The organism is Rhizobacter sp. P3_C12 (genome assembly GCF_056402735.1).
Window position 1 is genome coordinate 1 of the sequence record NZ_JBFUGW010000198.1, and the last position, 11,804, is coordinate 11,804.

Here is an 11,804-nt window from a genome sequence, read left to right on the forward strand (position 1 = left end):
ATCGTGGCCTGCGCGCAGTGCGGGCTGCACCTGCCGAAGGCCGATGCGCTGCCGGGCCGCGGCGGGGTGTTCTGCGGCGAAGCCCATCGCAGTGCGTTCGAACGCGAGCACGCTTCGCGATGAGCAGCGCGCCGCCCAAGCCCGAGCGCCGCCGCAACGACCGCCGCTCGAACGTGCGCGCGACGACGCGGCCCAGCCAGGAGTCCTGGTTCGGCGCCCTCGGCGAGGACACCCAATCGCGCGACAGCTGGATCGAGGACGAGTCGCGCTACGACGGCAACTGGCAGGCGGCGCAGGCGGCCCAGGCCGACAGCAACTTCCTGACGCGCCAGGCGCGGCGCCTGATCGGCTCGGGCCAGACGGCCTTCCAGCGCATCTACGGCGCCTTCATCAGCGCGCGCGCGGCACTCGGCGTCGCGCTGGTCGCGACCCAGGTGGTCGCGGCGATCTTCGGCGTCAAGCCGCCGTGGCCGGTGGTGGCGGTGAGCCTGGCCTATGCGGCGCTCGCGCTGTCGATGTGGATGCTGCCGCGCTACCGCCGCACCGCCGCGCCGCGCCAGCTCGCGCGGCTGCGCAGCCCGCAGTGGATCTCGACGATCGGCGTCGACATCGTCTGCTTCGGTGCCTTGCACTGGATGTCGCCGGCGRCCGGCCTGAACTACGTCGCGCTGCTGGTGCTGCCGGTGCTGATGGCCGGCGTTCTGACGCCGCGGCTGATGGCGCTCGCAACCGCCTCGGTGGTCACGCTCGCGTTGCTCGGGGTCGCCTGGCTGTCGGTGATGGCCGGCGGGACCGACGTCACCGCGCTGATGACGCAGGCCGGCCTGGCCGGCAGCGGCTTCTTCGTCATCACGCTGCTGGCCGGCGAGCTGGCCGGGCGCCTGGCGCGCGAAGAGCTCACCGCGCGCGGCAGCCTGGAGCTGGCGCGCCAGCAGGCGCAGCTGAACCGGCTGGTGATCGAGGAGATGCAGGAGGGCGTGCTGGTGGTCGACCAGCGCGGCCGCGTGCGCACCGCCAACCCGGCGGCGCGCGCGCTGCTGGYGCCGAGCGGCGTCTCGCGCGAGGCGCCGTTCCAGCTGCAGGGCGTCGAGGCCTGGGGCGAGCTCGTGAAGGCGGTCGAGCGCGCGTTCGCCGAATCGACCTGGCCCGAGGGCGGGCGCGACGTGGTGCTCGATTTCGAATCGAGCCCGCCGCGCACGCTGCGGGTGCGGGTGCGCTTCACCCGGCGCCAGGCGCCCGACCCGAGCGAAGCGCTCTGCGTGCTGTTCATCGAGGACGTGCGCAGCATGCAGGCGCGCACCCGCCAGGAAAAGCTGGCCGCGATGGGCCGGGTGTCGGCCGGCATCGCGCACGAGATCCGCAACCCGCTGGCCGCGATCTCGCAGGCCAACGCGCTGCTCTCCGAAGACGCGACCACCGCCGTCCAGCGCCAGCTGACGCAGATGGTCACCGAGAACGTCGGCCGGCTGAAGCGCATCGTCGACGACGTGATGGAAGTCACGCCCAGCGAGGTGCACGACGGTGGCCCGATCGACGCGACCGCGCTGGTCGCCGCCATCTGCAGCGAATGGGCGCGTGCCGCCGGCATGCCGATCGGCGGCGACAGCCTGCTGCGCGTCAAGCTGCCCGACGAGGCGCTGGGCGTCGTGTTCGACCCCGAGCACCTGCGCCGCGTGATGGTCAACCTGCTCGACAACGCGAAGCGCCATGCGCAGCCGATGCCCGGCGGCGTGCGCCTGACGCTGTCGGCACGCGACGACGTGCACGTGGTGCTGAGCGTCACCAGCAACGGCGAGCCGATCCCGCCCGAGGTCGAGCGCTACCTGTTCGAGCCTTTCTTCTCGACCCGCAGCCGCGGCACCGGCCTGGGCTTGTATATTTGCCGGGAACTGTGCGAGCGCTACGGCGCGCGCATCGATTACCGGCTGCGCGCCGCCAGCGAGCCGAACCGCAACGAATTCTTTGTCGCGATGCGGCGCAAACCCCTGGCGGGCACCGAAGCGCCCGAGACCCGACTGCACCTCACATCATGAGTTCGCCTTCCCACTTCAGCCTGCTGGTCGTCGACGACGAACCGGACCTGCGCACGTTGTACGAGCTGACGCTGTTGCGCGAGGGCTATGACGTCGAGACGGCGGCCACCGTCGACGACGCGCTGCTGCACCTGAAGGACCGCACGTACAGCGCGGTCATCACCGACATGCGGCTGCCCGACGGCACCGGGCTCGACCTGCTGCGCCGCCTCGAAGAGGGCAACCGGCGCGAGAAGGCGATCGTGATCACCGCGTACGGCTCGGCCGAGAACGCGGTCGAGGCGCTGAAGGCCGGCGCCTACGACTACCTGACCAAGCCGGTCGACCTGAAGCAGTTCCGCGCGGTCGTCGCCTCGGCGCTCGGGCGCAGCGCGGCGACGGTGCCGACGATGGTGCCGTCCAGCCTGCCGTCCGAGAACGGCGCGCCCCCCGCCTCGCCCGGCAGCGGCAATGGCAACAGCGCGGCGGCGGCCCGCCCGGTCGCATCGCTGCCCGCAGCGGTGGCGCCGCCGGCCCACGCCGGCCCGGTCAGCCAGGCGCTCGCGCGCATGGCCGGCCAGTCGCAGGCGATGCAGCAGGTGCGCCAGCTGATCGACAAGGTGGCACGCAGCATGGCGCCGGTGCTGGTGAACGGCGAGTCGGGCACCGGCAAGGAGCTGGTGGCGCGCGCCATCCACGAGATCAGCCCGCGCACCGGGCAGCCCTTCGTGCCGGTCAACTGCAGCGCCATTCCCGAGCAGCTGCTCGAGGCCGAGTTCTTCGGCTACCGCAAGGGCGCGTTCACCGGCGCCAACGAAGACCGCGAGGGCTTCTTCCAGGCCGCGAACGGCGGCACGCTGTTCCTCGACGAGATCGGCGACCTGCCGCTCGCGATGCAGAGCAAGCTGCTGCGCGCCATCCAGGAGCGCTCGGTGCGCCCGGTCGGCGCGGTCGTCGAGCAGGCCGTCAACGTGCGGCTGCTGAGCGCGACCCACAAGGACCTCGGCGCCGAAGTGCAGGCCGGCAAGTTCCGCCAGGACTTGTACTACCGCCTCAACGTGATCCAGATCCGCGTGCCGCCGCTGCGCGAGCGGCTCGAGGACCTGCCGTCGATCTGCGAGCGCGTGCTCGACCGCATCGCGCGCGATGCCGGCGTGTCGCCCGCGCCGCGGCTCACGCGCGACGCGATGGTGCAGCTCAGCCGCTACAGCTTCCCCGGCAACGTGCGCGAACTCGAGAACCTGCTGCACCGCGCGGTCGCGCTGACGGTGGGCGACGTGATCGACGTCGCCGACCTGGGCGTCTCCGAGCTGGTGTTCAGCGACAGCGAGGCCTCGGAGTTCGAAGCCTCGCCGGTGGTGTCGGCCAAGCCGGCCGCTGCGGCCGCGACGGCAGAGGCGGTGCGCGCACCGGTCGTGCCGGTGCRGGCGCCGCTGCCGAGCGACCTCGCGGCCTACCTCGACGACATCGAGCGCGACGTGCTCGAACGTGCACTCGAGCGCTACCGCTACAACCGCACGRCCGCCGGCGCGAGCCTCGGGCTGTCGTTGCGCCAGATGCGCTACCGGATGGCCCGCCTGGGCGTCAACGTCGGCGGCACCGACGACCCGGTCGATGTCGAGCGCGGCGAACCCGGCTGAACCGGTTCGCGAGCCGGCGCGCGCCGTGCTGCAGATCGGCGCGGACGGCTGGTGCGAACAGGCCCGCCGCTGCGCGTCGCCGAACTTCGGCGCGCGGCCGGCCGGCTGCGCGGTCGAGCTGGCCCTCATCCATTCCATCAGCCTGCCGCCAGGCGAGTACGGCGGCGATGCGATCGAGCGGCTGTTCACGAACCGGCTCGACTGGGACGCGCACCCCTACTTCCAGCAGATCCGCGGGCTGCAGGTGTCGTCGCACTTCGTCGTGCGGCGCGACGGCGAGCTGCTGCAGTTCGTCTCGTGCAACGAGCGCGCATGGCACGCCGGCCGCTCGGCCTGGCGCGGGCGCGAGAACTGCAACGACTTCTCGGTCGGCGTCGAGCTGGAAGGGCTGGAGGGCGAGCGCTTCGAGGCGGCGCAGTACGCGCGGCTGCTGCCCTTGCTGCGCGCGCTCGCGCGGCGCTACCCGCTGCAGGGCGTGGCCGGGCACGAGCATGTCGCACCCGGCCGCAAGATCGATCCCGGCCCGGGCTTCGACTGGCCGCGCGTCACCGAGGGCCTGCGCTGGCATGGTCGGTATTTTCCCGAAGGCTTGCGCGCGCCGCGCTGAGTGCGGCACTGAGTGCCGCACTGAGTGACGCACGAGAGGGCCTGCGTTCGCATCGCGGCAAGCCAGTTTCCATCGGCGTCCGCGGCGCAAATCGGCGGGAGCGCGAGGCTGCGCGCGGATGCTCCGCGGCAGGTTCAGCGCTGGTGGGCGCCGAGGCTGCGCGAGGCCTCGAAAACGGCGCGTCGAGGTGAACCGACGCTTCATCCCCCTTGTTTGTCGGGACGCTATAGCTAGTGCTTGAAGGGTGGGGAGCCCCCAGATATAGTGTCCCTCGTGGTATTCTCTTGTCCCAACATCTTCAGGCCCGCGCCCGCCTTCTCTGCAGGGGTCAATGACGTGCGACGACACGTCATGACGAGCAGCAGCGACAGGGCGGCACCCGGGTCCCGCGTGTTGGCAAGCCGTTCCACAGCCTCACCCATCGCGCTCGTCCATCGTTCTTCACCGGTCCTTCTCATGCGTCTTCGGCGGCTCAGCGCCGGCGGCGCGCCGCAGCCTTGGCGCTGTGGGGTGGGTCCGGCGTGAGCCCTGGTCATTGAATCCATATCGCGTCGACAGACCACAAGAAGGGGTATCCATGCAAGCAGTCAGCAACGTCACTCCCAACGCCGCCTCCTCCACCAGCAGCACGCCGCGCAGCGGCACCGGCCCCGCGGCCTCCGCGTCGGCCTACCAGGGCTACCAGATCATCCGCCGCAACGGCGCGGTGGTGTCCTTCGAACCCAACAAGATCGCCGTCGCCCTGATGAAGGCCTTCCTCGCCGTGCACGGCACGCAGGGCGCGGCTTCGGCCAGCGTGCGCGAGACGGTCGACGGGCTGACCGAATCGGTCGTGCGCGCGCTGCTGCGCTCGCGCCCGGGCGGCGGCACCTTCCACATCGAGGACGTGCAGGACCACGTCGAGCTCGGCCTGATGCGCGGCGGCCACCACGAAGTGGCGCGCGCCTACGTGCTGTACCGCGAGCGCCGTTCGCAGGAGCGTTCGAAGCAGGGCCACGTGGCCGCTGCCGCGGCCGAGCCGGCGCTGACGGTGATCGACCGCGGCCAGCGCGTGCCGCTCGACTTCGCCCGCCTGCAGGTGCTGATCGAATCGGCCTGTGCCGACCTGGGCGCCGACGTCAAGCCCGACCCGATCCTGGCCGAGACGCGCCGCAACCTGTACGACGGCGTGCCGATCGATGAAGTGCACAAGGCCGCGATCCTGGCCGCGCGCACGCTGATCGAGAAGGACCCCGGCTACACCCGCGCCACCGCGCGGCTGCTGCTGCACACGATCCGCAAGGAGATCCTCGGCGAAGAGGTGCTGCAAGGCGAGATGCCGGCGCGCTACGCCGACTACTTCCCCGGCTTCATCAAGAAGGGCGTGCAGGCCGAGCGGCTCGACGAGAAGCTGCTGCAGTACGACCTGGTCCGCCTGGGCGCGGCGCTGAAGGCCGAGCGCGACCTGCAGTTCGACTACCTCGGCCTGCAGACGCTGTACGACCGCTACTTCCTGCACATCAACGAAGTGCGCATCGAGATGCCGCAGGCCTTCTACATGCGCGTCGCGATGGGCCTGGCGCTCAACGAGATCGACCGCGAAGCGCGCGCGATCGAGTTCTACGAAGTGCTGTCCAGCTTCGACTTCATGAGCTCCACGCCGACGCTGTTCAACGCCGGCACGCAGCGCTCGCAGCTGTCGAGCTGCTACCTGACGACCGTCGCCGACGACCTGGAAGGCATCTACGAGGCGCTGAAGGAGAACGCGCTGCTGTCGAAGTTCGCCGGCGGCCTCGGCAACGACTGGACCAACGTGCGCGCGCTCGGCTCGCACATCAAGGGCACCAACGGCAAGAGCCAGGGCGTCGTGCCGTTCCTGAAGGTCGTCAACGACACCGCCGTCGCGGTGAACCAGGGCGGCAAGCGCAAGGGTGCCGTCTGCGCCTACCTGGAAACCTGGCACCTCGACATCGAGGAGTTCCTGGAGCTGCGCAAGAACACCGGCGACGACCGCCGCCGCACCCACGACATGAACACCGCGAACTGGATTCCGGACCTGTTCATGCGCCGCGTGATGGAAGGCGCCGACTGGACGCTGTTCTCGCCGTCCAACTGCCCCGACCTGCACGACAAGTTCGGCAAGGCCTTCGAGGAGGCCTACACGCGCTACGAGGACAAGGCCGCGCGCGGCGAGATCAAGCTGTTCAAGAAGATCCCCGCCAAGGACCTGTGGCGCCGCATGCTCTCGATGCTGTTCGAGACCGGCCACCCGTGGATCACCTTCAAGGACGCCTGCAACGTGCGCTCGCCGCAGCAGCACGTCGGCGTCGTGCACTCGAGCAACCTGTGCACCGAGATCACGCTGAACACCAGCGAGACCGAGATCGCCGTGTGCAACCTGGGTTCGGTGAACCTGGTGCACCACCTGAAGCAGGTCGACGGCGCGGTGCAGATCGACCACGCGAAGCTGAAGAAGACCGTCGCCACCGCGATGCGCATGCTCGACAACGTGATCGACATCAACTACTACGCCGTCAAGAAGGCGCGTGACTCCAACCTGCGCCACCGCCCGGTGGGCCTGGGGATCATGGGCTTCCAGGACGCGCTGTACGAACTGCGCACGCCGTACGCCTCGGACGACGCGGTGTCGTTCGCCGACCGCTCGATGGAAGCCGTCTGCTACTACGCCTACTGGGCGTCGACCGAACTGGCGGCCGAGCGCGGCCGCTACTCCAGCTACCGCGGCTCGCTGTGGGACAAGGGCATCCTGCCGATCGACTCGCTCGACCTGCTGGCCGAGGCCCGCGGCGGCTATGTCGATGTCGACCGCAGCACGACGCTGGACTGGGCGGCGCTGCGCAGCCGCATCGCCGAGCACGGCATGCGCAACTCCAACTGCGTGGCGATCGCGCCGACCGCGACCATCTCGAACATCATCGGCGTCAGCGCGTCGATCGAGCCGTCGTTCGGCAACCTGTCGGTGAAGTCCAACCTGTCGGGCGAGTTCACCATCGTCAACGAGTACCTGGTGCGCGACCTGAAGAAGCTCGGCCTGTGGGACGACGTGATGGTGATGGACCTGAAGCACTTCGACGGTTCGCTGCGCCGCATCGACCGCGTGCCGGCCGACCTGAAGGCGCTGTACGCGACGGCCTTCGAGGTCGAGACGCAGTGGCTGGTCGAGGCCGCCGCGCGCCGCCAGAAGTGGATCGACCAGGCGCAGTCGCTGAACATCTACATGGCCGGCGCCTCGGGCAAGAAGCTCGACGAGACCTACAAGCTCGCATGGACGCGCGGCCTGAAGACCACCTACTACCTGCGCACCGTCGGCGCGACGCATGCCGAGAAGTCGACCGTGAAGGCAGGGCAGATGAACTCGGTGTCGAGCGGCGATGGCTCGTCGTCGATGATGGCGGCGCCGGTCGCTGCGGTGGTCGCGGCGCCGGTGATGACGGCCGCTGCGCCGGTGATCTCCGCATCGCAAGAGCCTGCGACCGACATCAAGTTCTGCGCGATCGACGACCCGACGTGCGAGGCTTGCCAGTGATGCGCTGAGCAACGCGCGTGCTCATCGCGAGTCTTCGCAAAAGCACGCGCGTTTTTCGATGCGACACAGCAACAGCGAAGTGCTCGCGATGTCAATAAGTGCTTGGTGTTTCAACACAACACTCTCATAATTCAACGCGTCAAGGAAGTCCACCATGTTGGTTTGGGAAGAAGACCTTAAACCCTCGATCTCTCACAAAGCGAGTCCCGCGCAGAGCCTGCCCTCTCAAGCGCGTGCGGTCGCTCCGTCTCCGGACTTCGATGCTGCGATCGCAGCACCTGCCTCACCCTTGATCACCACCTCCTCGAACACTTCCGACACGCCGGCGCCTGCCGCCGCGCGACGCGTGAAGGCCGCCGACAAGCGCATCATCAACGGCCGCACCGACGTCAACCAGCTGGTGCCGTTCAAGTACAAGTGGGCGTGGGAGAAGTACCTCGCGACCTGCGCGAACCACTGGATGCCGCAGGAAGTGAACATGTCGCGCGACATCGCGACCTGGAAGGATCCGAACGGCCTGAGCGAAGACGAGCGCCGCATCATCAAGCGCAACCTCGGCTTCTTCGTCACCGCCGATTCGCTGGCCGCCAACAACATCGTGCTGGGCACCTACCGCCACATCACGGCGCCCGAATGCCGCCAGTTCCTGCTGCGCCAGGCCTTCGAGGAAGCGATCCACACGCACGCCTATCAGTACATCGTCGAGTCGCTCGGGCTGGACGAGAGCGAGATCTTCAACGCCTACAACGAGGTGAAGTCGATCCGCGACAAGGACGAATTCCTGATCCCGTTCATCAACGCGATCATGGATCCGAACTTCAACACCGGAACGCCCGAGAACGACCAGACGCTGCTGAAGTCGCTGATCGTGTTCGCCTGCCTGATGGAAGGCATGTTCTTCTACGTCGGCTTCACGCAGATCCTGGCGCTCGGTCGCCAGAACAAGATGACCGGCGCTGCCGAGCAGTACCAATACATCCTGCGCGACGAGTCGATGCACTGCAACTTCGGCATCGACCTGATCAACCAGATCAAGCTCGAGAATCCGCACCTCTGGACGGCGGAGTTCAAGGCCGAGATCAAGGCCTTGTTCATGACGGCCGTCGAGCTCGAGTACCGCTACGCCGAGGACACCATGCCGCGCGGCGTGCTGGGCCTCAATGCATCGATGTTCAAGGGTTACCTGCGCTACATCGCCAACCGGCGTGCAACGCAGATTGGTTTGGAAGAGCTCTTCCCGAACGAGGAAAACCCGTTCCCGTGGATGAGCGAAATGATCGACCTGAAAAAGGAGCGCAACTTCTTCGAGACGCGTGTCATCGAGTACCAATCCGGTGGCGCCCTCTCGTGGGACTGACGCTTCGCTGACTGCATCACAAGAGATCAGCAACAGGTCATGGACGAGATCAAGATTCGCAAGCCGTCAAGAGATCACCGTCAAGCACGCGGTGGCCAACGGCCTGCAACCCCATTCACCGTACCGGGGCGTCCCTCCTGGGCGACTTCGGACAGTGAATAACTGCCTCGCATCGGCATGGCGCCGGCGCAGGGCAGTGCTCTTTCAACTTGATCAAGGAGAAATGTAATGGCAACTGCAAAGAAGGCTCCGGCCAAGAAGGCGGCAGCGAAGAAGGCSCCGGCGAAGAAGGTCGCGGCGAAGAAGGCTCCGGCCAAGAAGGCGGCAGCGAAGAAGGCTCCGGCSAAGAAGGTCGCAGCGAAGAAGGTCGCCGCCAAGAAGGCGCCGGCGAAGAAGGYYGCKGCSAAGAAGGCKCCTGCCAAGAAGGCKGCTGCGAAGAAGGCCCCTGCGAAGAAGGCTGCGAAGCCCGCTGCGAAGCCTGCGGCCAAGAAGGCGGCCAAGAAGCCGGCTGCAAAGAAGGCGGCACCCGCGGCGCCTGCTGCGCCTGCTGCTGCCAAGCCTGCGGCCGCTCCGGCTGCCAAGACCGCGCTCAGCCCTGCGGCTGCGTGGCCTTTCCCGACGGGCAACAAGCCCTGAGGCCGGAAGGCGTTCAGACAAAACCCGGCTTCGGCCGGGTTTTTTTCTGGCTGGCTACATCGGTTGCGTGTCGGCGAAGCCGTTGGGCGGCAGCGCGGGGGCGCCGTCGCCGAAGGCCGTGCGGCCACCTGCCATCGGCAGGTCGACGTCGAGCTGGGATTGCATCACCGCCTGCAGGTCGCTGCGCTTTTGCTGCAGCACCGCCATCTGCTTGTGCAGCTGCTCGATCTGCTTGCGCGCCTGCTGCGCGTGCAGGCCGGCGACGTGCCGCGCCTTCTCCATCTTGTCGACCTTCTGCTGCAAGGCCTTCAGGCGGCGGCCGTACCACCAATGGCATGCGCCCCACGTCACTGCGCAGAGCGCGAGTGTCGTGAAAGCCAGGACGAGTGACTGGAAAGCCTGCATCGCGTATTCCCTTTGCCGGCTCCTTCTGACGAACCGATCTACCCCGACGACAGTATCAACATTTGTCTGACGCAGGGCGTGAAGATATCCCGGAAATGCCGATGGGTCACCCCCTCGCTCTCGGGAACCTTCCGCTCACACCCCGAGTGCCGTGCGATCGATCACATGGTTCTGGCCGCCGCGGCTGGCGATCTTCAGCGCGCCGATCCGGTTGCCGAGTGCGACGCAGCGCGCGAGTGTCCAGCCGCGTTCGAGGCCGTACAGCAGCGCGGCGCGGAAGGCGTCGCCGCAGCCGGTCGGGTCGAGCACCTCGGTCGCCGGCACGCCCGGCACCAGCGTGCGCACGCCTTGCTCCCACAGCTCGCAGCCCTCGGCGCCGAGCGTCACGACGACGCCCAACAGGTGCGAGCGCGACATCGCCTCGATGCTCAACCCGGTGCGCTCCGACAGCATGCGCGCCTCGTAGTCGTTGACCGTCACCCAGCTCGCCTGCGCGATGAAGCGGTTCAGCTCGGCGCCGTCGAACATCGGCAGGCCCTGGCCCGGATCGAAGATGAACGGGATCTGCGCATCGGCCAGCTGCTGCGCATGCTGCAGCATCGCGTCGCGGCCGTCGGGCGCGACGATCGCGATGCGCACGCCGCGGTCGGTCGGCACCGTCGTCGTGTGCGCCGCCTGCATCGCACCGGGGTGGAAGGCGGTGATCTGGTTGTTGTCGGTGTCGGTGATGATGATCGCCTGCGCGGTGTAGCTGTCCGGCACGTTGCGCACGAACTCGGTGCTGGCGCCCCACGACGCGATGCGCGCGCGGTACTCCACGTCGTCGGCGCCCACGGTGGCCATCACCAGCGGCTCGCCGCCCAGCTTGGCGAGCGTGTAGGCGATGTTGCCGGCGCAGCCGCCGAACTCGCGGCGCAGCGTCGGCACCAGGAACGACACGTTCAGGATGTGCACCTGCTCCGGCAGGATCTGCTGCGCGAAGCGGCCGGGGAACATCGTGATGGTGTCGAAGGCGAGGGATCCGCAGATGAGGGCTGACATGGGAAGCTCCGGGAAAGGAACGCGGCGTTCGCGTCCAGGGTCGGTGAATCAGGGATAGAAGATCTCGACGGTGTAGCCGCTGACGCGGCGTCCGTCGGTGGAGAGCAGCACCTGCAGGCTGCTCTCGGCGCCCGCCGCGACCACCGGCGTCGCGACGCGGAAGTCCGACGGCGCGAGCGCACGCCGCGCGACCAGCTGGCCGCTCGGGTCGCTCAGGCTCAGGTCGATCGACGGCATCGCGAGTGCCAACGTGCTGCGGTTGCGCAGCACGACCGACAGCTTGTAGGCCGCGCCGCCATTGGCCGGCGCGAGCGCGCTGCTCTCGACGACCAGGTCGTCGATGCGGCGCGGCGCACCGATCTCGCAATGCCATTGCCTGCAGGCCATCGCGAGCCACGGTTTCGTGTCGGGCCACTGCGCGGCGATCGTGTCGCGGAAGTGCAGCGCCGCCTGGCCGACCAGGGCGGCGACCAGCCCGAGTGTGCACAGCGACAGCAGGCCCCGCACCCACGGGCTGCGCCAGCGCTCGCGCTGGCGGGCCTCGCGCACGAAGCCGGGCGCGGCAGGGCGGGGCGCCGAC

The 11,804-nt window shown here is 68.4% G+C and carries 9 protein-coding genes; 6 read left to right on the plus strand and 3 right to left on the minus strand.

Annotation, left to right across the window (positions count from 1 at the left end; translation table 11 throughout):
* Positions 1-119 precede the first annotated feature (119 nt).
* The 6 genes from AC1DXV_RS24495 to AC1DXV_RS24520 all read left to right on the plus strand — a co-directional run bounded on the left by AC1DXV_RS24495 (position 120) and on the right by AC1DXV_RS24520 (position 9,778).
* Positions 120-2,033 carry a sensor histidine kinase gene (locus AC1DXV_RS24495; protein ID WP_477935989.1) on the plus strand — a complete coding sequence of 638 codons (1,914 nt, stop codon included), beginning with the start codon at positions 120-122 and terminating at the stop codon, positions 2,031-2,033.
* A complete protein-coding gene (locus AC1DXV_RS24500) occupies positions 2,030-3,652 on the plus strand; it encodes a sigma-54-dependent transcriptional regulator (protein WP_477935991.1) in 1,623 nt (540 codons plus the stop codon). The genes AC1DXV_RS24495 and AC1DXV_RS24500 overlap by 4 nt, the downstream gene beginning before the upstream one ends.
* On the plus strand, positions 3,627-4,259 hold the full coding sequence (gene ampD / locus AC1DXV_RS24505) for a 1,6-anhydro-N-acetylmuramyl-L-alanine amidase AmpD (RefSeq protein ID WP_477869621.1): 633 nt from the start codon (positions 3,627-3,629) through the stop codon (positions 4,257-4,259). Before AC1DXV_RS24500 ends, ampD begins: the two co-directional genes overlap by 26 nt.
* Before the next feature lie 577 nt (positions 4,260-4,836).
* Positions 4,837-7,785 carry a ribonucleoside-diphosphate reductase subunit alpha gene (locus AC1DXV_RS24510; protein WP_477869623.1) on the plus strand — a complete coding sequence of 983 codons (2,949 nt, stop codon included), beginning with the start codon at positions 4,837-4,839 and terminating at the stop codon, positions 7,783-7,785.
* A gap of 154 nt (positions 7,786-7,939) precedes the next feature.
* A complete protein-coding gene (locus tag AC1DXV_RS24515; protein WP_477935993.1) occupies positions 7,940-9,142 on the plus strand; it encodes a ribonucleotide-diphosphate reductase subunit beta in 1,203 nt (400 codons plus the stop codon).
* A 228-nt stretch (positions 9,143-9,370) separates the two neighbouring features.
* A complete protein-coding gene (locus AC1DXV_RS24520; protein WP_477935995.1) occupies positions 9,371-9,778 on the plus strand; it encodes a histone H1-like DNA-binding protein in 408 nt (135 codons plus the stop codon).
* Between the two features lie 54 nt (positions 9,779-9,832).
* Here the strand turns inward: AC1DXV_RS24520 and AC1DXV_RS24525 are convergent, their stop codons facing one another.
* The 3 genes from AC1DXV_RS24525 to AC1DXV_RS24535 form a co-directional block, all read right to left on the minus strand.
* On the minus strand, positions 9,833-10,129 hold the full coding sequence (locus AC1DXV_RS24525) for a prefoldin domain-containing protein (protein ID WP_477935997.1): 297 nt from the start codon (positions 10,127-10,129) through the stop codon (positions 9,833-9,835).
* Positions 10,130-10,318: 189 nt separating this feature from the next.
* Positions 10,319-11,224 carry a carbohydrate kinase family protein gene (locus tag AC1DXV_RS24530; protein WP_477935999.1) on the minus strand — a complete coding sequence of 302 codons (906 nt, stop codon included), beginning with the start codon at positions 11,222-11,224 and terminating at the stop codon, positions 10,319-10,321.
* Positions 11,225-11,272: 48 nt separating this feature from the next.
* On the minus strand, positions 11,273-11,804 hold a 532-nt coding region (locus tag AC1DXV_RS24535), incomplete at its 5' end, for a DUF3426 domain-containing protein (RefSeq protein WP_477936001.1).